This window comes from Streptacidiphilus anmyonensis, assembly GCF_000787855.1.
In the GTDB taxonomy this organism is placed as follows: Bacteria; Actinomycetota; Actinomycetes; order Streptomycetales; family Streptomycetaceae; genus Streptacidiphilus; species Streptacidiphilus anmyonensis.
The window spans coordinates 1-20,177 of record NZ_BBPQ01000094.1; the positions used below are offsets into that span (position 1 = coordinate 1).

Sequence of the window (20,177 nt, forward strand, 5' to 3'; positions counted from 1 at the left end):
GTCCCGTCCGCCGCCGCGGGCGTCTCCCAGTCGGCGTCCGCCGCCTCCCAGCCCGCGACCGGCACGCCGACGGCCCCGGCCGCCGGCTCCACCACGCCGAGCGGCACCCCGGCTCCGGCCGGCACCGCGACGCCGACGCGACCGGCGGGCACGCCGACGACCGCCCCGCCGTCCGAGTCCGCCTCCGCGCCGCCGTCGGGATCGACCTCGCCGACATCCAGCTCCGCGCCTGCCTCTGCGCCCACGGATTCGCCCACCGGCACCCCCGCGTCCGCGACGACCGCTGCTTCCCCGTCCTCCTCCTCGACGGGCAGCGCCGCGCCCACCGGCAGCGCCACTCCCTGACCTGCCGGGTGCCGGGTGCCGGGACCGGTTTCAGCGAGGTCCTGCCCGACGGCCGGGAGGCGTCCTGACGCCTGCGCAGTTCCAGTCCGCAGGGCCTTGGGCGGCTACGGCGCGGTGAAGTAGGTCGGGAAGCCGGACGCCAGCCACGGCTTGCGTCCCCAGGCGAGGATCCGGCCGCGGGCGATGGCCGCCCAGGGGTTGCACCGGCCGAGGGCCAGCAGGAGGAAGGTCACCGGCTCGGAGACGATCGTGCAGTCGGGGCGCTGCGGCGGCTGCGCGCTGACCTCGGCGACGCCGTCGTGGATCCGGACGCCGAAGCGGATGCCACCGCGCACGCCGATCGTGTAGCTCGCCCGCACGCCCGCCGCGGTCCGGGGGTCGACCACCCGGGGCATCGCCATGAGCAGGAACGGCAGGCAGAGGTCGACCCGCTGACGGTCGATCATGTGGGGGCGCCCGAGCGCCCGGGCGAGGTCGTAGCCGTGGCCGAGCATGTGCACCAGGAGATAGGACCCGAGCACGCCGAGGTCCATCGGGCCCATCGGCGTCACCACCGGGTCGGTCGCCGACCGCTGCGACACGGCCGCGACGAAGCCGCGCGCGTGCTCGACGACCGCCTCGGCGAGGACGAGCGGATCGCGTTCGGGGCAGGCCGCCAGCGAGGCCGTGTTGGCGGCGGCGAGCGAGTCCGGGCTGCCGTCGCCGTACGGGCGGTCGACGCCCCGGGCGAGGTCGGCCATCAGCTCGTTGGCCAGCATCAGATGGGCCGCGGCCTCCCCGACGGTCCAACTCGCGTCCGGGATCGGCACGTCGGCGTCCGGGCGCGCCCTGAGCACCGCGGCGATGTCCTCGGCCACGGCGACGACCTCGCCGAGCAGCAGCGGACTCAGGGCGGCCTGGACAGGGGACTCGGTCATGGGGCCGAAGCCTGTCCCATGACCGCCCGCCTGTCCAGGCCCTGAACCCGACGAACCGGCCCGCCGAACGGTCAGACGCTCTCGGCGAGGAGGTGGAGGGTGTCCACGACCCGGTTGGAGAAGCCCCACTCGTTGTCGTACCAGGCGACGACCTTGATGTGACGGCCGTCGACGCGGGTCAGCTCGGAGTCGAAGATCGAGGAGGCCGGGTTGCCGGTGATGTCGGCCGAGACCAGCGGGTCCTCGCTGTACTCCAGGATCCCGGCGAGCGGACCCGCGGCGGCCTCGCGGTAGGCGGCCAGCACCTCGTCGCGGGTGACGTCGCGGGAGACGGTGGTGTTCAGCTCGACGATCGAGCCGACCGGCACCGGCACCCGGATCGAGTCGCCGGACAGCTTGCCGTCCAGCTGCGGCAGGACCAGGCCGATCGCCTTGGCCGCGCCCGTCGTGGTCGGCACGATGTTGACGCCGGCGGCGCGCGCCCGGCGCGGGTCGCGGTGCGGGCCGTCCTGGAGGTTCTGCTCCTGCGTGTAGGCGTGCACGGTCGTCATGAAGCCGTGCTCGATGCCCGCGAGGTCGTCGAGCACGCTCGCCAGCGGCGCGAGCGCGTTGGTCGTGCAGGAGGCGTTCGAGATGACGGTGTGCCGGTCGGCGTCGTATTCGCCGGTGTTGACGCCGAAGGCCAAGGTGACGTCCGCGCCGTCCGACGGGGCACTGACCAGGACCTTGCGCGCCCCGGCGGTCAGATGCACGCGCGCGGCCTCGGCGGAGGTGAAGCGACCGGTCGCCTCCAGCACCACGTCGACCCCCAGCTCCGCCCACGGGAGCCGCGCCGGGTCGCGCTCAGCCAGCACGGTGATCCGGCGGCCGTCGACGACCAGGGTGTCGCCCTCGACCGTCACCGGGCGGCCGAGACGGCCGGCGGTGGTGTCGAAGGCGAGCAGCCGCGCGAGCGCGGTCGGCTCGGTGAGGTCGTTGACGGCGACGACCTCGAGCTTGCTGTCGCGCTCCAGCAGCGCGCGCAGCACGTTGCGTCCGATGCGGCCGAATCCGTTGATCGCGATGCGGGTCATGGGTGGTGTCCCTTTCCTCTGGGTGAGCACCTCCACCCTGTCGCGTGGAGCCGATCAACGACCCTGGCAGGAGCGCCACGGTCCGCAAGGATCGCGCCAGAACCGAAGGCGGGGCTACTCGCCGCGGGTGAAGGTCCGCCGGTACTCGCTGGGGGTGGTGCCCAGGATCTGCTGGAAGTGCAGGCGCAGGTTGGCGCCGGTGCCCAGCCCGACGTCGGCGGCGATCTGCTCGACGCTGCGCTCCGAGCGCTCCAGCAGCTCGCGCGCCAGGTCGACCCGGGCGCGCAGGACCCACTGCATCGGCGTGTAGCCGGTGTCCTCCACGAACCGTCGCGAGAAGGTCCGCGGGGAAACCGCCGCGTGCCGCGCCAGGCTCTGCAGGCTCAGCGGCTCCCCGAGGCGGCCCAGCGCCCACTCGCGGGTGGCGGCGAACCGCTCCCCGATCGGCTCGGGCACGCTGCGCGGCACGTACTGCGCCTGGCCGCCGCTGCGGTACGGCGCGGCGACCAGGCGGCGGGCGGCGTGGTTGGACGCGGCGACCCCGAGATCGCCGCGCAGGACGTGCAGGCACAGGTCGATGCCCGAGGCCGCGCCGGCGGAGGTCAGCACGCTGCCCTCGTCGACGAACAGGACGTTCTCGTCGACCAGCACCCGCGGATACCGGCCGGCCAGGGCTCGGGTGTAGTGCCAGTGGGTGGTGGCGCGGCGGCCGTCGAGCAGGCCCGTCGCGGCCAGCGCGAAGGCGCCGGTGGAGATCGCGGCCAACCGGGCGCCGCGGCCGTGGGCGCGCAGCAGGGCGTCGACGACGGCCGGCGGCGGGTCCTCCCGGTCGGGGTGGCGGTAGCCGGGGACGAAGACGATGTCGGCCCAGTCGAGCGCGTCGAGGCCGTGGGCGACGTGGTACGACAGACCGTCACCGCCGGTCACCAGTCCGGGCGACGCGCCGCAGACCCGTACCTCGTAGGGCATGCTCGCCCGGGTGGTGAAGACCTGCGCCGGGATGCCGACGTCGAGCGGTTTGGCGCCCTCGAGCACGAGCACGGCGACGCGGCGCAGGCGGGAGACGAACACAAGGTCAAGGGTAGGGACCTCCACACGTCCCGCGACGCCCGCCGAACGGTGCGGACGGCCCGGCCGGTGCAGACTGAGGGGAACCGAGAAAAGGCGAGAAGCCATGCGCATCTGGTCCCCCGGGCTTCCCGACGCGGCGGACAGGGACGCGGTCGAGGAGATCCTGCGGGCCCACCAGCGGCGGGCGGTCCGGGTCCAGGCGGCGCTGCGGGTCTCCGTCGTCGTGGTCGCCTTCGCCGTGATCCTGCTGATCCGGCCGCGCGAGCACCTGTGGGCCACCGTGGCGCTGACCCTGCTCTACGCCGTGTGGAGCGCCGCGATGATGGTCGCCTCGTGGCGCGGGCAGGGCCGCAACGCCCTGGCGCTCGCGGTGCCGCTGGTGGACCTGCCGCTGCTGACGGTGCTGCTGTGCGTGTCCGGCGACTTCACCGACCCGACCTGGGCCTCGCCCTTCAGCGAGGACGCGTTCGTGTTCATCCCCCTGCTGGCCGCGTTCCAGCTGCGGCCGTGGATCACGGCCCTGTCCGGCGCGGCGGCGACGCTGACCTACGCGGTGGCCTCCGGCGTCGGGCACCTGCACGCCAACCCCGACCTCCAGTTCACCGTCGGCCACGCGCTCTTCATCGCGATGATCAGTGTCGCCAGCGTGGTGCTCTCGCTGATCCAGCAGTCCCGGGTGGGGATGATCACCGAGTTGGCGCGGCAGCGTTCGGACCTGCTGGCCCGCACCGTCGCGGCGGGCGACCGGGAGCGCCGGGACCTCGCCGAGGCGCTGCACGACGGTCCCCTGCAGAACGTGCTGGCCGCGCGGCTCGACCTGGACGAGGCGCGCGACGCGCCGCCCCAGGGCGACGGCCTCGCGGAGGCGCTCGGACGCGCGGAGGGAGCGATGCGCGAGGCCGCGCGGCAGCTGCGCTCCTCGGTCACCGAGCTGCACCCCGCCGTGCTGGAGCGGGCCGGGGTGGCGCGGGCCCTGGAGGAGCTGGCCCTGCGCTCCGCCCGGCGCGGCGGCTTCGAGGTGCGGTTCACCAGCGACGTGACGACCGCCGGCCGCGATGCCGACCGGGTGCTCTACCAGTGCGGCCGGGAGCTGCTCGCCAACGTCGTGCGGCACGCGCGGGCCGCCTCCGTCGAGGTGCTGCTGGAACTGGCCGGACCGGTCGCGGTGCTGGAGGTGAGGGACGACGGCGTCGGTCTGCCGCACGGGCACCTGGCCCTCGGCGACCGTCTCGCGGACGGGCACATCGGCCTGGCCGCCCAGCGTGTGCGGGTCGAGGAGGCGGGCGGCACGATGGTGCTCACGGCGAACACCCCCAAGGGGACCGCCGCCCGGATCACCCTGCCGCTGGACCCCGCGAGAGACGGACGGTGAGGCGATGGGACGCACCGTCCTCGAGAACGCGAAGATCCGCGTGGTGGTGGCCGACGACCACCCCCTGTACCGGGAAGGGGTGTGCCGGGCGCTGGTGCAGAGCGGGCGGATCGACGTCGTCGCCGAGGCGGACAACGGCCGCGACGCCCTCGGGGCGATCCGGGAGCACCGGCCGGACGTGGCCCTGGTGGACTACCAGATGCCGGGGCTCGACGGCATCGCCGTCGTCCACGCGGTGGTCCGCGACGAACTGCCCACCCGGGTGGTGCTGCTGACCGCCTTCGAGGAGAGCGCGCTGGTCTTCAAGGCGGTCCAGGAGGGCGCCGCCGGCTACCTGCTCAAGGACTCCTCCCGCGACGAGATCGTGGGCGCGGTGGCCCAGGCGGCGTCCGGAGCGACCGTGCTGCCCGCCGGGCTGGCCACGGGGCTCGCCGCGGAGATCCGGCTACGGCACGAGACCGACGAGCCGGTGCTCTCCGAGCGCGAGCGCCAGGTGCTGGAGCTGTTCGCCGCGGGCAAGAGCGTCCCCGAGGCGGCCGCCGAGCTGTTCCTGTCGCCGAGCACGGTCAAGAGCCACGTTCAGCACCTGTACGCCAAGCTCGGCGTCTCCGACCGCGCGGCGGCGGTCGCGGAGGCGCTGCGGCGCGGCCTGCTGGAGTAGCCCGAGGACCGCCTGCTGGTCCAGACCGGTTCATCCCCCCGATCCACCGATCGGATGACCCTGCGCGTGCTCCTGCCGAAGGACCTTGGTGGTGCGGGCCGAACGGCCCGCACGGACCACCACCACAGCGGTCCGGGAGCCAGCGAAGCAGGTTATGCGATGAAGACCCTTCTGATCACCGCCACGGCAGTCACCCTCGGCACCCTCGCCCTCGCCACCGGCCCGGCGTTCGCGGCCACCGCACCGGCGGACTCCTCACCCACCACCCCGGCCACGGTCGCTCCCGCGGACCCCTCCTCCTCGACCACACCGGCCTCGCTCACCCCCGCGGACGACTCCTCCTCCGGCGGCGTCATCAGCATCACCTCCGCCCAGGACGAGTCGGCCCCGATCTACGGGGGCAGCGACGTCACCATGAGCGGCACCTGCCCCTCGGACGCGGTGACGTTGAACAGCATCTCCTCGCCGTTCTTCGCGGGCGGCCAGGCGACCATCGGCAAGAGCGACCCGCAGGCGTTCACCGGCACCGCCACCGTGCTGCCCGACATCCCGACCGGCGCGCACGACGTCACCGTCTCGTGCACCGACCAGGGCGGTGCGACCGAGTCCTTCACGGGGTCCTTCACCGTGACGGCGCCCCCGCCGCCGCCCCCGCCGGTCACCCCGGTCACGCCGAGCCACCCGACGACCCCGGTCGTGCCGGTGACCCCGGCCCACCCGACGACTCCGGTCGCCCCGGTCACCCCGGCCCACTCCACGACTCCGGTCGCGCCGGTGACCCCGGCCCACTCCACGACTCCGGTCGCGCCCGTGACCCCCGCGCACCCGACGACTCCGGTCGCGCCGGTCACCCCCGCGCACCCGACCACGCCCACCACGCCCACCACGCCCACCACGCCCACCACGCCCACCACGCCCGTGCACCCGAGCAGCGCCGGCTCGTCGACCGCGCACACCTCCGGGACGATCCCCTCCGGCGCGCCTGACACCGGCGCCGCGAGCGGCAGCACCAACGACGCCATCTGGCCCATCGCGCTGGCCGGATTCGGTGTGGTCGCCGGCGGCACGATGATCTGGTGGGGCACGCGTCGCCAGGCCCGGGGCAAGTGAGCGGCCGCAGGACCCGGGATCGCGGTACTCCCGGCCTCGACCGGGGATCGGCCCCGAGGAGCGCCACGCGCTCCCAGGCCGAGCCCGGCCCGGGCCGGGCCGCCGCGTCCCGGCGCCCCGCACGACGGCTTCGCGCGCGCCGGACCCGCGTGGCGGCAGCCCTGGGGATCGCGGCGGTCTCCGTCGCCGCGGTCGCGGGCTGCGGCGCGGGACTGACCACCGACCGTCCCGTCGCCGGAGCGCCCGCGCCCGGTACGACCGCCGGGCCGACCGGTTCGGTGACGCCCGCCGCCCCGATGGCGGCGTCGGTGCCGGAGCGCCTGGACATCCCCGCCATCGGGGTCGACACCCCGCTGCTGCGACTGGGTCTGGCGGCGGACGGGACCGTCCAGGTCCCGCCCATCGCCGCGCACGCCCCGGCCGGCTGGTACGACGGCTCGGTCACCCCGGGCCAGCGCGGGTCCTCGGTCGTCCTCGGACACGTCACCGTCGGCCGGTACGGCGACGGCGTGTTCCTGAAGCTCGGGCGACTCGCCGGCGGGGACCGTGTCGAGGTGACCCGCGCGGACGGCACCACCGCCGACTTCACCGTCACCTCCGCGCACCGCTACGCCAAGTCCGCGTTCCCGAGCCGCGAGGTCTACGGACCCGACCCCCGGCCGGTGCTGCGCCTGGTCACCTGCGCCGGGAGTCCGGACGCGGCCACCCACAGCTATCCGGACAACCTCGTCGTCACCGCCGTCCTGACCGGCACGACCGGCTCGACCGGCCACGGCGGCTGACCCGCCCCGGTGATCCACTCCGCCGAACCGTCCCGCTGATCCACCCCGCCGATCCGGCCTGCTGACCCATCCGGGAGAACCCGCCCATGCGACACCACCGCCCGCTCCGCCCCTGCGGCACCGTCGAGTCGCACCGTCTCGCCTTCCAGGCGCGCCCGTGCCGCGGGTCGCTGCGCCGTCCCGTCTGCTGCCCGGTGCTGCACCTGGCCGGCGAGCTCGACATCGCCGCCACGTCCGCGCTGCTGGTCGAGGTCGCCCGCACCCTCGACCTGCCGCGCCGACACGCCGGGGCGGGCCTGGTGCTGGACCTCGGCGCGCTGACCTTCTGCGACGCGGCCGGACTCACCGGCCTGCTGCGGGCCAGGCGTCTGGCCCACGCCGCTGGGGTGCCGGTCTTCCTGGCGGCCCCGCCGAACAAGGTGTCGCTCATCCTCGCGGTGTGCGAGCTGGAGCGCTGCTTCCCGCTGCACCCCTGGGCGCAGGGCCGACGCGCCCCGTGCTCCGGGCCGTGAGCAGCGCGGGTCAGGAGGGCGTGGACCCGTCGGCCGTCTTGGACTCCACCCGCCCGAACGCGCCGGGGTCGGCCGACAGCGCGTCACATGCCTTCTGCCAGGCGGGATCGGCCGGGTCGAGCGCGCTGCGCAGGTAGGCCCAGCTCAGGTGCCGGACCGCGGTGACGCGGTCGGGGTTCTCGTCGGTGGTCTCGGCGACGTCGTAGCCGGAGATCCCGCCGAGGCCGTGTCCCGCGCCGAAGACGGTGAGCAGCGTCTTGGGTGCGGGGGAGAGGTGGTACGGGTCCGTGTGCCAGGCCGGGCCGCGGACGGTCAGGTGCGGCGAGGGGTCGTCGTCGCCCGCGACCACCAGGGCGGGCGTGGCCATGGCCGAGAAGTCGATGGTGGAGAAGAACGGATAGTGCTCCACCACGAAGTCGGTGAGCGCGTCGCCGCCCCGGCCGGGCGCGGCCAGCAGGACCCCGGCCTTGATGCGCGGCTCGGTCAGGTCCACCTCCGCCCCGCTGCCGGGGTCGGTGAGCCGCGCTCCCAGCAGCAAGCTCGCGGTGTGGCCGCCCATGGAGTGGCCGGCCACGGCCACCCTGCCGCGGTCCAGGCGGCCGCGGAGGCCGGGGACGGCCGCCTCGATCGCGTCGAGCCCGTCGAGGATGCGGGACATGTCCTTTGCGCGGGAGCGCCAGTACAGCGGCGCCTCGGGGTCGTCGGGATCCAGGTTCAGCCTGCGCGAGCTCAGGTGGGTCGGCTGGATCACGGCGAAGCCGTGCGCCGCCCAGAAGTCGACGAGCGGGGCGTAGCCGTCCAGGGAGGAGAGGTGGTTGGACGGACCCTGGCCGTGCGAGAGGAGGACGATCGGCAGATCGTCACCGCTCACCGGCACGGACACGCGTACCTCCAGGTCGACGGCGCGGCCGGGGGCCGGCAGCGTCACGGGGGCGACCGAGAGGACGGGGGAGGGCACGCCGATGGTGGCGGCGGCGTAGGTCGGTGCGGAGGTCGGTGCGGAGGTCATGAGGGGAGCCCTTCCGGCGATGGCGGACAGGAACGCCGCGCTCGGCTAGTCTCTAAGCGGAGCGTTGTTCCGAAACTATACGGATCAGCGTTCCGCTTAGTCAACGGTCCACGAGAGAGGGACGTGCGGTGTCCGCACCGGAACAGCCCGCAGGAGTAAGGCCCGCGGCAGAAGAGTCCGCCGCAGCAGGGACCGGCGCGGCAGGGACCGCGCCCGTGCGGGGCAGGCGCGCGGACGCGCTGCGCAACCAGCAGACGCTGCTCAGCGCCGCGGCCGAGGTGTTCGTCGACGCGGGCGTCGACGCGCCGATCCGCCAGATCGCGGCCAAGGCGGGCGTCGGCATCGGCACCATCTACCGGCACTTCCCGACCCGGGCGGACCTCGTCGTCGCCGTCTACCGGCACCAGGTCGAGGCCTGCGCCGAGGCCGGGCCCGCCCTGCTGGCCGAGGGCGGCTCACCGCTGGCGGCGCTGCGTCAGTGGGTCGACCTGTTCGTGGACTTCCTCGTCACCAAGCACGGGCTCGCCAGCGCGCTCCAGTCCGACAGCGGCGGCTTCGAGGCCCTGCACGCCTACTTCCTCGACCGCCTCGTGCCCGTCTGCGGGCAGCTCCTCGACGCCGCGTGCGACGCGGGCGAGATCACGCCCGGCGTCCGCCCGTACGAACTCATGCGCGGCATCGGCAACCTCTGCATCGGCCGTGACGACGACCGGCGCTACGACCCCCGCCGCCTCGTCGACCTGCTGCTGCGGGGGCTCGGCCGGGAACCGTCAGACCACTGACGCGGTCTCAGTACTCGCCCTTGATCACGAAGAAGGAGCCGCGGATCACGCCGGCCAGCTTCGACTTCTGACGCGCGAACTTGAAGCGGGTCGCCAGCTCCTCGGGGACGTCCATGCCCTCGGAGAGCTTGAACCCCACGGCCCGCTTGCCGCCCTCCTCGATGCCGTACATCACGTTGACCGACAGGCCGGACTCGTAGAACACGTACGCCATGCGCAGGCCGTCGACCTCGAAGGAGGTCACCTCGAGCGGGCGGGCGGCGATGACGATGTCGCGCTCCTCGGCGAGGACGCGGTTGATCCAGTCGAGCACCTCCGGCGCCTCGTCCACCGGGCTGACGGTGAAGACGTGGTCGTACTTGTTCCTGTAGTAGCGGGCCTCGTTGGCGCGCAGTCCGGCGAGAGCCTCCGCGACCGGGGACGACTCCAGGCCGACGGTGGACACGTTCACGAAGTCGACGGCGTAGGGCATGCGTTCTCCTCAGGACGACGGTCCGGATCCGGACATCATCCCAGCTTGCGGCGCTCCGGGTCAGAACAGCGACAGACCGGGGATGCTCTCCAGGTCGGACAGGACCAGCTCGCGCTCCTCCGCCTCCGCGATGTCGTCCGCGGCGGCCAGGGCCTGATCGGCCCAGGCGCGGGCCTGCTCCTTGTCACCGCCGACGGCCGCCGCGCGGGCCAGCGCCTCGAAGGCGAAGGCCAGGTCCCAGTCGCCGATCCCGTTGTCCCGGCAGATCTCCAGGCAGCGGCGCGCGTGGTGCAGCGCGGGCTCGGCGCGTCCGAGCACGGCGTAGACACGGGAGCACTGCCACTCGCCGCGGCTGCGGTTGGCGGCGGCGCCGACCTGTCCCCAGTGGTAGCGGGAGGCGTGGGCCATGTGGAGCATCCGGTCGTCGTCCTCGACCGAGCGGTCCTCCTGCTCCAGCAGCCGCCACACGCCGTTGAACAGGTCGGCGGCGAGCTTGCGCTCGTCCTCGGCGGTGGTCTCGGTCCGGGGCCGGCTGTCGGTCATGGCGGTGGTGATCCCTTCACTGATGAGGTGGTCGGTGCGATGGAGGGCGCCTCGGATCCGGTCCAGTCGTGCCTGGAGCCGTCGGCGGTGCTGGGCCAGGACGCGCCGGGTGGCCGCCGCCGGGTCGCCGTCGGCGGCCAGGCAGGCTCGGACCTGCTCCAGCGGGACGTCCACGGAACGCAGGACCTGGATGAGCCGGGCGGTGGCGACCTGGTCCTGCCGGTAGTAGCGGTAGCCGGTCCCGGGGTCGACGGCGGCGGGCTCCAGCAGCCCGACCCGGTCGTAGTGCCTCAGGGCTTTGGTGGTCAGGCCGGTCTGACGGGCCAGTCGGCCGATCGTGACCAGCCGCTCCGCTCTCTCGTTCACAGCCCGAATCTAGAACCTTGCCCCACGGCAAGCTCAAACCGCCACCGCTGGTCACTGCGTTCCCCTGCGCCGCAGGACTCCGCGGTGACGTGTCTGAGCGGCTCCCGCGCCGTCCGGGGGGTTGTGCGCGGGAGCGCTCCCAAGAGGATCCCCCGCTTCCGCCCACCCTGTCCAGAGGGCGTCGAGGCGCCCTCGAAGGCGATCTTCCCGCCGGGATTCCCGCCTTTCGTGCCACCGGCGGAGGCCGGAAGGGGTGGACCCGTCCGGGGGTCAGGCCCGAAGGTGGGCGGTATGTGTGATCACCATGTCGCGGCGAGCGGTCCCGCGGGCCCTGTCGAAGCCGCCCCGAGTGCGAGTGCGAGTGAAAGCGGGCGTGCGAGTGGGCTCGCGGAGGCCGGGGAGGTGCGGCGCTTCTGGGGCCGGCTCGGTCTTCCGGGGCTGGTCGACGTGCACACGCACTTCATGCCCGAGCGCGTCCTGCACAAGGTCTGGGAGTACTTCGACACGCAGGGCCCGCTGATCGGAGGCGTGGAGTGGCCGATCACGTACCGGGCCGAGGAGGCGGAACGAGCGGACGTGCTGCGGGAGTTCGGCGTCCGGGCCTTCACCTCGATGCTCTACCCGCACAAGCCCGGCATGGCCCGGTGGCTGAACGGGTGGGCGGCCGACTTCGCCGCCCGGACGCCCGAGTGCGTGCACACCGCCACCCTGTACCCCGAGCCGGGCGTGGAGGACTACGTCCGCGAGGCCGTCGAGGCCGGCGCGCGCGTCTTCAAGGCACACGTCCAGGTGGGCGCCTACGACCCGGCCGACGAACTGCTGCGCCCGGCGTGGGGCCTGCTGGCGGAGGCCGGGATCCCCGTCGTGATCCACTGCGGCTCCGGGCCCGCGCCCGGCAAGCACACCGGCCCCGAGCCGATCGCGCGGGTGCTGGCGCGCGATCCGGGGCTGCGGCTGATCGTCGCCCACCTCGGCATGCCCGAGTACGAGGACTTCCTCGACCTGGCCGAGCGGTTCGGAGAGGTGCGGCTGGACACGACGATGGCGTTCACCGACTTCACCGAGCAGCTGATGCCCTTCCCGCGCCGGGCCCTGCCCCGCCTCGCGGCGGTCGGGGACCGCGTGCTGCTGGGCTCCGACTTCCCCAACATCCCCTACCCCTACCTGCGGCAGCTCCAGGCCCTGGAGCGGCTCGGCCTCGGGGACGAGTGGCTCCGGGCCGTGTGCCACGACAACGCGGCCCGGCTGTTCGGCGTGTGACCCGGTTTTCGGCGTGTGAACGGGTCAGGCGCCGGGTCGGGCGCCCCTTCGCCGCAGCAGACGACGCAGGAGCCCGCGCGGCCGGGAGCTCAGGACCGGCGGCGGGGCCGCCGGGCTCTCCGGCTGAGCGGGACGGCGGGCGCGCCAGTCGGCGACCACGTCCTCGACGTCGTAGGGGACCAGGTTGAGCGGCGGGCCCTGCGTCGGTTCGCGCAGCAGTGTGCGGATCTTCTCGTTGATCTCCAGGACGATCCGCCGCACCTCCGCCTCGCTCGCCGCGGCGGACGCGGCGGCGAGCGCGTCCTCGGCCTCCTTGCGCAGGGCGAGGGTGGGCGGCAGGAAGGACAGCCCCTCCCGCGCCAGCTTCTGCTTGACCCACCACAGCTCGTCGTACGGCTCGTCGACGTCGGGCAGGGGTTCACCGGTCCCCGGCAGGTTCTCGAACTCGCCGCGCTCCTGCGCCTCCCGGATCTGCTGGTCGACCCAGGACTCGAAGCTCAACCCCGCCGGCTTGCGCTCGGTCATGCCACCCATCCTACGGAAACGCGGCGCGGCCCTCGGCGTCGTCGTCGAGGGCCGCGCGGCACGGAGGCGGGGCTGTCAGGGGCGTTCGAGGACGTTCAGGGTGTTGGTCGCGTCGTCGACGAAGTAGACCTTGCGGTGGTCCCGGTCGACGGCCAGGCCGAAGAGCGCGCCGGCGCCGGCCGGGCTGCCGCTGGAGTCGAGCGTGCGGACGGCGAGCTGGCGACCGTCGGCGGCGGTGTCGACCAGGTTCCCGTCGCCGCTGTTGACGGTGAGGATCTCGTCGTGCGGCGCGACGGCCAGCCCGAGCGGGCCGTTGAGCGCGCCGCCGGAGGTGACGACCCGTCCGGTGCCCGCGGTGTCGCGCCGGGTGGAGGCGTCGCGGATGGCGGTGATCCGGTTGCCCAGGGTGTCCGCCACGTAAAGGGTGTCGTCGTCGCCGAGGCCGACGCCGGTGGGGCCGATGACGAGGGCGTTCGGGTCGGTGCGCTCGGCGAAGCCGGAGCCGATCGTGGTGGTGGACATCAGCGTCGGCGGCTGGTCCTCGCCGTGGCTGCAGAGCGTGAGCCGCAGGACGGTGCCCCTGTGGACGACCCTCCCGTTGGCGCGCACGGTGCCGTTGAGGACGTTGGTGACGAACAGGTCGGTGGTGTCGCCGTGCGTGGCGGCCGTCATGTCCCAGGGGCCGTTGATGCCGTGGCCGGCGATGGTCTCGCGGACCCGGCCGCGCTCGTCGAGGACGATCAGGCAGCCCGCCTTGGCGGTGGCGGAGGTGCCGTCCTTGGTGGGCAGACTGCCGACGACCACCCAGCCGCCGGGCAGGACGGACAGCGCGGTGGTCAGCCCGACGCCGCCGGGGCACGGTCCCGGCAGGTGCCGGCGGTCGATCCGCGCGAACTGGCTGACCTCGCCGCGGGGGCTGACCTCGACCAGGGTGGTGCCGGTGCCCTGCTGGTTCTTCTTGTTGTTGAAGTTGCTGACCAGGATGTCGCCGCGGCGCAGCTTCCCGTCGCTGTGCTGGATCAGCACGGTGCCGTAGGGGTTCACGTCCCCGTTGGCCGGGACGGTCGAGGCGATGGTGCGCACGGTGTGGAGCGGGCCGACGAACGGCCCGCCGCCGGCGGCGGCGGGAACAGCGGCGGTCACGGTGAGCGCGGTGGCCGCCAGGCCGGTCAACGCGGTCAGACAGGCACGCACTACGGGTTTTCTCACGAGCTTCCCTCCGGGACGTCGTCAGGTCGCCCGCCGGTCGGGGCGGCCGACGGCCACGCTAGGCCGCGCCTTCGCGGCGGCCGGGTCGGCTCGCGCTCGGCACGTGCGAAACCAGCCGGATGGCAGGGGTGTTCGCGGTGGGAACGTTGCTGCGACAGGGACCGGCCGCGGTCGCCCCGGGGCTCAGCGCAGGGTGGCGCCGCGCAGGAGCAGCAGGGCCAGGTCGAGGGCGCTGAGGCCGATGGTGAGCAGGAACGGGAGGCGGCTGTCCGGGCGGCGTGCGCGGGGGAGGGCGGCGGCCGCCGTCAGCGCGGCGGCGACCGCCAGCCCGGTCCACCCGACCGGCCCCGGCGGGCCGGCCGGGCCGAGGGCGAGCAGGACGGAGGCGCCGAGGAGCGCGGACGCGGCCAACACCCGGCTGCGGGTGCGACCGAGGCGGTGGGGAAGCCCGCGGACGCCCTCGGCGAGGTCGGCGTCGATGTCCGGCAGCACGTTCGTCAGGTGCCCGCCCACTCCGAGCAGGGCGGCGGCCGCGAGCAGCCAGCCGGGCGGCCACGGCCGGCCGGGCAGACCGAGGGTGACGAAGGCGGGCAGCAGCCCGAAGGCCACCGCGTAGGGGAGCCAGGACCAACGGGTCCGCTTGAGGAACGCGTTGTAGGCGAGCGCCGAGGCGACCCCCGTCAGATGGGCGGCGCCGGCCGCCGCACCGGAGGCGAGGGAGAGCGGCACGCAGGCCGCGCCCGCGGTGAGGGCCGCGGCGCGGGCGGTGGACGCGGCCAGCGTCCCGGCGGCGAGCGGCTTGTCGCGGCGTCCCGCCGCGATGTCGCGCCGCACGTCGAGCACGTCGTTGCTCCAGCCGACGCAGAGCTGACCGCTGAGCACGGCGAGGCCCACCCCCAGGCACCCGGCCGCGCCCCGGCCGACGGCGGCGGCCAGCGCGGCGGCCATCCCGGTCACGGCGAACGCGGGGGCGGGGTGCGCGGCGAGCAGCAGCGCCACGGGAGATCCAGCCCGCCGCACCACGGCTTCGATGGGCACCGCCCGATCCTACGGCCGCACCCCCCCACCGACCCTCGCTGCCGCGCCGCGCGGCACCGGGCAGCAGTTGTCGACGGGGTGTCAGGCACGCGGGGGGAGTCGCGTATCGCGGGATCCGGGGGTGCCTGCGCCTACGATGGCGGGATGACCCGGATTGTCGCGGTTCATGGCGTCCTGCCGGCGTACCGGTACCCGCAGGGTGAGATCACCCGGATGGTGGGCTCGGCCTGTCGGCTGCCGCGCGGGGACCGGGACGTGCTGGAGCGCGTGCACGCGTCGTCAGGGGTGACGGCGCGTCATCTGGCGCTGCCGCTGGACCGGTACGCCGACCTGGACGGGTTCGGGGCGCGCAACGACGCCTTCGTCCGCGCCGCGCTGGAGCTCGGACGCGACGCCGTCCAGGGCGCGCTGGACCAGGCGGGTCTCACCGCCGCCGACGTGGACCTGGTCGTCTCCACCTCCGTGACCGGCATCGCCGCGCCCTCCCTGGAGGCGCGGCTCGCCGCGCGCCTCGGGCTGCGAGCGGACGTGAAGCGGGTGCCGGTCTTCGGCCTCGGGTGCGTCGCGGGCGCCGCCGGCCTGGCGCGGCTGCACGACTACCTGCTCGGCCATCCCGAGGAGACGGCCCTGCTGCTCTCGGTCGAGCTGTGCTCCCTCACCCTCCAGCGGGCCGACGCGTCCATGCAGAACCTCGTCGCGGGCGCGTTGTTCGGCGACGGCGCGGCCGCCGCCGTGGCCGTGGGCTCCCGCCGCGACGCGCGCGACGCGCAGGGCGGTCGGGACGGTCGGAACGGGCCCGAGATCGTCGCGACCCGCAGCCACCTCTTCCCCGGCACCGAGGACCTCCTCGGCTGGACGATCGGCGACACCGGCTTCCACATCATGCTCGGCGCCGACCTGCCCGACCTGGTGCAGCGTCAGCTCGGTCCGGTGGTGCACGGGTTCCTCGCCGACCACGAGGTCAAGGCGGGCGACGTGACCGCCTGGGTCTGCCACCCGGGCGGCCCGAAGGTCCTGGACGCGGTGCGCGACGCCGTGGACCTGCCCGCGCGGGCCCTGGAACTGACCTGGCGCTCGCTCGCCGAGGTGGGCAACCTGTCGTCGGCCTCCGTGCTGCACATCCTGCGCGACACCCTCGCGCTGCGGCCGCCTCCGCCGGGCTCGCCGGGGCTGCTGCTGGCGATGGGGCCCGGATTCTGTGTCGAACTCGTCCTCCTGCGCTGGTAGCCGCCGATGAACGCCTACACCGTCCTGATCCTGCTGGTCGCCCTGGAACGCCTGGCCGAGCTGGTGACCGCGCAGCGGCACGCGCGCTGGAGCCGCGCCCGGGGCGGCGTCGAGCACGGCGCGGGCCACTACCCCGTCATGGTCGTGCTGCACACCGGCCTGCTGGCCGGATGCCTGCTGGAGACCGCCCTGCTGCACCGGCCCTTCCTGCCGTGGCTGGGCTGGCCCGCGCTCGCGGCTGCGCTGTCGGCGCAGGCCCTGCGCTGGTGGTGCATCGCCACGCTCGGGACCCGCTGGAACACGCGGGTCATCGTCGTGCCGGGCCTGCCGCTCGTGGACCGGGGCCCCTACCGGTGGCTGCGGCACCCGAACTACCTCGCCGTGGTCGTCGAAGGGGTCGCCCTGCCGCTGGTCCACGCCAACTGGATCACCGCGGCCGTGTTCACCCTCGTGAACTGGCCGTTGCTGGTCACCCGGGTGCGCTGCGAGAACGCCGCACTGACGCTGGCGACGGCGGCGGGGTGATCGACCTCCTGGTCGCCGGGGGCGGTCCCGCCGGGCTCGCCACCGCGATCCACGCCGCGCGCGCCGGGCTGCACGTCGTCGTCGCCGAACCCCGCCGGGGCCCGATCGACAAGGCGTGCGGCGAGGGACTCATGCCCGGCGGCGCGGCCGCCCTCGTCGAACTCGGCGTCCGGCTCACCGGGCAGCCGCTGCACGGCATCCGCTACCTCGACGGGCGTCACCGGGCCGAGGCGCGGTTCCACCGCGCGCCGGGCCTGGGCGTGCGCCGTACCGCGCTGCACGCCGCGCTCGCGCGCACGGCCGAGCAGCTGGGCGTGCCGGTGCTGCCCGTCCGCGTCGACGCCGTGCGGCAGCACGACGACCGCGTGCACGCCGCCGGGGTCGAGGCCCGCTATCTGGCCGCCGCGGACGGCCTCCACTCGCCGACCCGGCGCGCGCTCGGCCTCGACCGGCCGGTGTGCGGGCCCCGGCGTCACGGGCTGCGCCGGCACTTCGCCGTGGCCCCGTGGTCGGACTGCGTCGAGGTGCACTGGTCGGACCGGGCCGAGGCCTATGTCACCCCGCTCGGGCCGCAGTTGGTGGGCGTCGCGGTGCTGGCCTCGGGACGCGGCTCCTTCGAGCAGCACCTGGCCTGCTTTCCCGCGCTCGCCGAGCGGCTGCGGAGCGCCGCCGCCGGGCCGGTCCGGGGCGCGGGGCCGATGCGGCAGCGCGCGTCGTCGCGGGTGGCCGGGCGGGTGCTGCTCGTCGGCGACGCGGCCGGATACGTGGACGCGCTCACCGGGGAGGGCCTCTCACTGGCGCTGTCGGGGGCGGCCGCGCTGGTGGAGTGCGTCCGCGCGGACCGGCCCGAGGCGTACGAGCGCGCCTGGCGTCGGGCGACGCGCCGCCACCGCGCGCTCACCGGCGCGCTGCTGTGGACCCGTCAGCGGGCCGCGCTCGCCCCGTACGTCGTCCCGGCCGCGGCCCGCCTGCCGCTGCTGTTCAGCGGGCTCGTCAACGGGCTCGCGTGAGCTCCTGCGGCTCGGGCCCGGAGTGCGGGAGCCGCAGGAGCACGGTCACGTCCAGCGGTAGTCGCTGACCTGGCCGTCGGTGACGGTGATGCTGCCGTGGGGGGTGTCGTCCCCGCCCCAGACGGTGTAGCGGCCGACGGGGAGCGGGGTGATCACGGCCGCGTACACGGTGCGGTCGGGCAGGTGGCGCGGGCGGACCGCCGCGTGGGTCCGCTGCTCCGGGCGGGCCTCCGGGCTGGTGTGGATCTCCAGGCCGTCCTCCGCGTCGGTGGCGTGGATGACCAGGGTCCCGGTTCCCGCGCCGATGTCGAGGACGACGCTCCCCTCGCGGGAGGGCGCCGGCAGGGGCGGGTGCTCGTGTCCGTGCTGGTGCGGCATCAGGTGGCTGTGCTCGTGGGTCTGAGTGGTGGTCATGACCGGCTCCTTCGGGGCGGGTCGGGCGCCGGCGCCCGTGGGGTGTCCCCACGGGCGCCGGACCGGAAGGGGCCGTGGGTCAGGAGGAGGGGTGGTGGTAGCCGTCGTAGGGGACGCCGAGGTAGGGGAAGTCGGGCAGGTACGGGGTCCCGGGCGAGGTGTCGGTGAGGCCGTCGGTGATCACACCGGCCGCCGCGTCGGGCGTGTAGCCGTGGTCGACGAGCGCGTAGGTGAGGCCCGCGATGGCGCGCAGCTCGACGGTGACGACGTCGTCGAAGACCCGGCGTCCGTTGGGGAACCCGGCCGGGTCGCCGCCGATCAGGCCGAGGATGTTCGGCCGCCGCGACGGCGGGATCGCGACGTTGAGGCGCAGCATGTCGGCCTCGGTGCTTCCGGTGAAGTTCTGGAAGCCCGGCACGACGCCCTGGGGGATGCCGGTGAGCAGGATCGCGAGCAGGTCGGCCCGGGGCTTGCCGGAGGCGTCCAGCGCCGCCAGGTTCGGGAACACCCCCGGGTAGAGCACGGGCAGCAGGCCCGCGAGTTCGGGCTTGGCCACGTACGAGGCGAACCGCTTGTCGTCCGACGGGGGCAGCGCGTTCCACTCGTCCTTGCGCGCCATCGGCACGAGGACCTCGTTGAACAGCGGGTTGCCGAGCCGCGAGACCTGGACGAAGGGCCCCGACTCGCAGTCCTCGCCCTTGCCCTCCTCGATGATCCGCGAGGCGCGGCGGCTCGCCGAGGTCCACACGCCGATGACCGCGCGCGGGTCGAAGACGTCCTTGCCGTGCCAGCCGTTGCGGGTCAGTTCGTCGATGGGGACCTGGAGCGCGATGCTGTGGACGTTCAGTTCCTTGGTGGCGTTCACGCCGGGCTGGTCCGGCAGGCCCTGCGCCTTGGCGAAGACCTGCAGGGACTGGAACGGGCGCAGGTCGGCGAGGTCGAAGATGGAGCCGAGGTCGACGTAGAACCCCTCGGCGCGCTGGCCGGCGAAGACCCGGCGACGGCTGCCCAGGTGGTGCACGGCCTCGCGGGCGAGCTTCGGGTAGTCGGGCGTGGACAGCGGGCCGATGTTGCACGGCGGGCACTTCAGGTCCTTGCCCAGCACCGTCTCACGGCCGTGCTCCACGCGGGTGACCGAGTAGGTCTGGCGGCGGTTCCAGTTCGGCGAGTCCAGCGAGTCGATCGGACCGGTGTTGTAGAGGAACGTGTCGTTGTTGCGCAGGTGGGTGGCGAACCGGAACCGGTACGTGACGTCCGCACGGCCGTCGCCGTCGTTGTCGATGTGGATCTCGTACAGCACGTCGTCGCCGAACTCGTAGAAGTTCGGGCCGCCGGCCGGGTTCTGCAAGGGGATGTAGTTGGCGATCAGCGTGACGGTGTCGCGCGCGTCGGGGCTGACGAACGCGTACAGGTCGGTGCTGTCGGCGACCGGGTCCTTGGAGATCTCGGGGGCTTCGCGGTGGGAGGACAAGGGGAACCTCGCAAAGGGTGGTGCGCAGGGGTGATGGTGCCTCAGGACAGGTGGGCGTCCGGCCGGGTCCGCCGGGGGCGTCCCCGGCCGGGTCTCCCAAGGGCGTCGCGTCAGCGCGCGGCGCGCAGCAGCGCGGCGACGAGCTTCTGGTCGCGGACCCGGTGGTGCTGGTGACCGTGGAAGATGTCCAGCTCGCCGGTGCGCGCGTCGACGACGCGGACCACGAACGGCTCGTCGCCCGACGGCGCGGGAGCGTGTTCGGGGGTCGGGCGGGTCGCCTCCCGGGCCGTCTCCGGGTCCGCGGCATCTGTGCGCGGAGCCGCCGCGGCGACGCCGGCCAGTCCGGCGTTCAGGGCGAATCCGGCGGCGACGGTCGCGGCGCCGGTCGCGGTGGCGTTCTGGATCAGCCGTCGGCGCGAGAGGGGTGACGAAGCGGCAGGCCGGTCGTCATCGAGGGTTTCGGGCATGGGCGGTCCTCCGGGG

At 74.4% G+C, this 20,177-nt stretch carries 21 protein-coding genes and 2 pseudogenes; 10 read left to right on the top strand and 13 right to left on the bottom strand.

What is annotated here, in order from left to right:
• The 4 genes and pseudogenes from TR50_RS46260 to TR50_RS38930 form a co-directional block, all read right to left on the bottom strand.
• A pseudogene (locus TR50_RS46260) lies at positions 1-338 on the bottom strand (hypothetical protein); the annotation flags it as partial.
• Between the two features lie 111 nt (positions 339-449).
• On the bottom strand, positions 450-1,262 hold the full coding sequence (locus TR50_RS38920) for a maleylpyruvate isomerase family mycothiol-dependent enzyme (protein WP_042434018.1): 813 nt from the start codon (positions 1,260-1,262) through the stop codon (positions 450-452).
• 71 nt (positions 1,263-1,333) lie between these two features.
• Positions 1,334-2,335 carry a type I glyceraldehyde-3-phosphate dehydrogenase gene (gene gap, locus TR50_RS38925; RefSeq protein ID WP_042434021.1) on the bottom strand — a complete coding sequence of 334 codons (1,002 nt, stop codon included), beginning with the start codon at positions 2,333-2,335 and terminating at the stop codon, positions 1,334-1,336.
• Positions 2,336-2,449: 114 nt separating this feature from the next.
• Positions 2,450-3,406: a GlxA family transcriptional regulator gene (locus tag TR50_RS38930; protein WP_042434024.1), complete on the bottom strand. Its 957-nt coding sequence runs from the start codon at positions 3,404-3,406 to the stop codon at positions 2,450-2,452.
• A 103-nt stretch (positions 3,407-3,509) separates the two neighbouring features.
• On the opposite strand from TR50_RS38930, the gene TR50_RS38935 reads away from it, so the two are divergent.
• From TR50_RS38935 to TR50_RS38955, 5 genes are all read left to right on the top strand, one after another.
• Positions 3,510-4,778: a sensor histidine kinase gene (locus tag TR50_RS38935; RefSeq protein ID WP_052441826.1), complete on the top strand. Its 1,269-nt coding sequence runs from the start codon at positions 3,510-3,512 to the stop codon at positions 4,776-4,778.
• Positions 4,779-4,782: 4 nt separating this feature from the next.
• Positions 4,783-5,439 carry a response regulator gene (locus tag TR50_RS38940; RefSeq protein WP_042434028.1) on the top strand — a complete coding sequence of 219 codons (657 nt, stop codon included), beginning with the start codon at positions 4,783-4,785 and terminating at the stop codon, positions 5,437-5,439.
• A 159-nt stretch (positions 5,440-5,598) separates the two neighbouring features.
• On the top strand, positions 5,599-6,549 hold the full coding sequence (locus tag TR50_RS43360) for a hypothetical protein (protein ID WP_052441827.1): 951 nt from the start codon (positions 5,599-5,601) through the stop codon (positions 6,547-6,549).
• Between the two features lie 149 nt (positions 6,550-6,698).
• Entirely contained in the window at positions 6,699-7,331 is a 633-nt protein-coding gene (locus TR50_RS38950; protein WP_052441828.1) for a class F sortase, read from the top strand.
• An 86-nt stretch (positions 7,332-7,417) separates the two neighbouring features.
• Positions 7,418-7,843 carry an STAS domain-containing protein gene (locus TR50_RS38955; RefSeq protein ID WP_052441829.1) on the top strand — a complete coding sequence of 142 codons (426 nt, stop codon included), beginning with the start codon at positions 7,418-7,420 and terminating at the stop codon, positions 7,841-7,843.
• A gap of 10 nt (positions 7,844-7,853) precedes the next feature.
• Here TR50_RS38955 and TR50_RS38960 read toward each other — a convergent pair whose 3' ends face one another.
• Positions 7,854-8,852 (bottom strand): alpha/beta hydrolase family protein, encoded by a 999-nt coding sequence (locus tag TR50_RS38960; RefSeq protein WP_042434032.1) that lies wholly within the window; start codon positions 8,850-8,852, stop codon positions 7,854-7,856.
• A 215-nt stretch (positions 8,853-9,067) separates the two neighbouring features.
• On the opposite strand from TR50_RS38960, the gene TR50_RS38965 reads away from it, so the two are divergent.
• A complete protein-coding gene (locus tag TR50_RS38965; RefSeq protein ID WP_042434035.1) occupies positions 9,068-9,634 on the top strand; it encodes a TetR/AcrR family transcriptional regulator in 567 nt (188 codons plus the stop codon).
• 7 nt (positions 9,635-9,641) lie between these two features.
• Here TR50_RS38965 and TR50_RS38970 read toward each other — a convergent pair whose 3' ends face one another.
• Complete coding sequence (locus tag TR50_RS38970; RefSeq protein ID WP_042434038.1) at positions 9,642-10,106, bottom strand: DUF8821 family protein; 465 nt, start codon at positions 10,104-10,106, stop codon at positions 9,642-9,644.
• 60 nt (positions 10,107-10,166) lie between these two features.
• A complete protein-coding gene (locus tag TR50_RS49510) occupies positions 10,167-11,015 on the bottom strand; it encodes a MerR family transcriptional regulator (RefSeq protein ID WP_084701745.1) in 849 nt (282 codons plus the stop codon).
• A gap of 291 nt (positions 11,016-11,306) precedes the next feature.
• On the opposite strand from TR50_RS49510, the gene TR50_RS38980 reads away from it, so the two are divergent.
• A complete protein-coding gene (locus TR50_RS38980; RefSeq protein WP_084701747.1) occupies positions 11,307-12,275 on the top strand; it encodes an amidohydrolase family protein in 969 nt (322 codons plus the stop codon).
• A gap of 132 nt (positions 12,276-12,407) precedes the next feature.
• Here the strand turns inward: TR50_RS38980 and TR50_RS38985 are convergent.
• The 3 genes and pseudogenes from TR50_RS38985 to TR50_RS38995 all read right to left on the bottom strand — a co-directional run.
• Positions 12,408-12,800 (bottom strand): annotated as a pseudogene (locus tag TR50_RS38985) (DnaJ family domain-containing protein); the annotation flags it as partial.
• Positions 12,801-12,875: 75 nt separating this feature from the next.
• The gene (locus TR50_RS38990; RefSeq protein WP_236654778.1) at positions 12,876-14,009 is read right to left on the bottom strand and encodes an NHL repeat-containing protein; all 1,134 of its coding nucleotides are present in this window, start codon (positions 14,007-14,009) and stop codon (positions 12,876-12,878) included.
• 183 nt (positions 14,010-14,192) lie between these two features.
• Entirely contained in the window at positions 14,193-15,047 is an 855-nt protein-coding gene (locus TR50_RS38995) for a UbiA family prenyltransferase (RefSeq protein WP_201776931.1), read from the bottom strand.
• 144 nt (positions 15,048-15,191) lie between these two features.
• Between TR50_RS38995 and TR50_RS39000 the strand changes: the two genes are divergently transcribed.
• From TR50_RS39000 to TR50_RS39010, 3 genes are read left to right on the top strand one after another with little or no spacing between them, the layout of a single operon-like run.
• Complete coding sequence (locus TR50_RS39000; RefSeq protein ID WP_042434044.1) at positions 15,192-16,274, top strand: type III polyketide synthase; 1,083 nt, start codon at positions 15,192-15,194, stop codon at positions 16,272-16,274.
• A gap of 6 nt (positions 16,275-16,280) precedes the next feature.
• On the top strand, positions 16,281-16,799 hold the full coding sequence (locus TR50_RS39005) for an isoprenylcysteine carboxyl methyltransferase family protein (RefSeq protein ID WP_042434046.1): 519 nt from the start codon (positions 16,281-16,283) through the stop codon (positions 16,797-16,799).
• Entirely contained in the window at positions 16,796-17,809 is a 1,014-nt protein-coding gene (locus TR50_RS39010; RefSeq protein WP_042434048.1) for an NAD(P)/FAD-dependent oxidoreductase, read from the top strand. The genes TR50_RS39005 and TR50_RS39010 overlap by 4 nt, the downstream gene beginning before the upstream one ends.
• A 45-nt stretch (positions 17,810-17,854) precedes the next feature.
• On the opposite strand, the gene TR50_RS39015 is transcribed toward TR50_RS39010, so the two are convergent.
• The 3 genes from TR50_RS39015 to TR50_RS39025 all read right to left on the bottom strand — a co-directional run bounded on the left by TR50_RS39015 (position 17,855) and on the right by TR50_RS39025 (position 20,161).
• Positions 17,855-18,223 (bottom strand): hypothetical protein, encoded by a 369-nt coding sequence (locus TR50_RS39015; protein WP_084701751.1) that lies wholly within the window; start codon positions 18,221-18,223, stop codon positions 17,855-17,857.
• A gap of 79 nt (positions 18,224-18,302) precedes the next feature.
• Complete coding sequence (locus TR50_RS39020; RefSeq protein ID WP_042434050.1) at positions 18,303-19,694, bottom strand: DUF4331 domain-containing protein; 1,392 nt, start codon at positions 19,692-19,694, stop codon at positions 18,303-18,305.
• A 110-nt stretch (positions 19,695-19,804) separates the two neighbouring features.
• Positions 19,805-20,161, bottom strand: a complete 357-nt coding sequence (locus TR50_RS39025) for a hypothetical protein (RefSeq protein WP_042434053.1) — start codon at positions 20,159-20,161, stop codon at positions 19,805-19,807.
• Positions 20,162-20,177 lie beyond the last annotated feature (16 nt).

Coding starts and splice junctions, on each gene's coding strand:
- TR50_RS38920 (WP_042434018.1), bottom strand. CDS start 1,262: ATGACCGAGTCCCCTGTCCAGGCCGCCCTGAGTCCGCTGCTGCTCGGC.
- gap (WP_042434021.1), bottom strand. CDS start 2,335: ATGACCCGCATCGCGATCAACGGATTCGGCCGCATCGGACGCAACGTG.
- TR50_RS38935 (WP_052441826.1), top strand. CDS start 3,510: ATGCGCATCTGGTCCCCCGGGCTTCCCGACGCGGCGGACAGGGACGCG.
- TR50_RS38940 (WP_042434028.1), top strand. CDS start 4,783: ATGGGACGCACCGTCCTCGAGAACGCGAAGATCCGCGTGGTGGTGGCC.
- TR50_RS43360 (WP_052441827.1), top strand. CDS start 5,599: ATGAAGACCCTTCTGATCACCGCCACGGCAGTCACCCTCGGCACCCTC.
- TR50_RS38955 (WP_052441829.1), top strand. CDS start 7,418: ATGCGACACCACCGCCCGCTCCGCCCCTGCGGCACCGTCGAGTCGCAC.
- TR50_RS38960 (WP_042434032.1), bottom strand. CDS start 8,852: ATGACCTCCGCACCGACCTCCGCACCGACCTACGCCGCCGCCACCATC.
- TR50_RS38970 (WP_042434038.1), bottom strand. CDS start 10,106: ATGCCCTACGCCGTCGACTTCGTGAACGTGTCCACCGTCGGCCTGGAG.
- TR50_RS38980 (WP_084701747.1), top strand. CDS start 11,307: ATGTGTGATCACCATGTCGCGGCGAGCGGTCCCGCGGGCCCTGTCGAA.
- TR50_RS39000 (WP_042434044.1), top strand. CDS start 15,192: ATGACCCGGATTGTCGCGGTTCATGGCGTCCTGCCGGCGTACCGGTAC.
- TR50_RS39005 (WP_042434046.1), top strand. CDS start 16,281: ATGAACGCCTACACCGTCCTGATCCTGCTGGTCGCCCTGGAACGCCTG.
- TR50_RS39015 (WP_084701751.1), bottom strand. CDS start 18,223: ATGACCACCACTCAGACCCACGAGCACAGCCACCTGATGCCGCACCAG.
- TR50_RS39025 (WP_042434053.1), bottom strand. CDS start 20,161: ATGCCCGAAACCCTCGATGACGACCGGCCTGCCGCTTCGTCACCCCTC.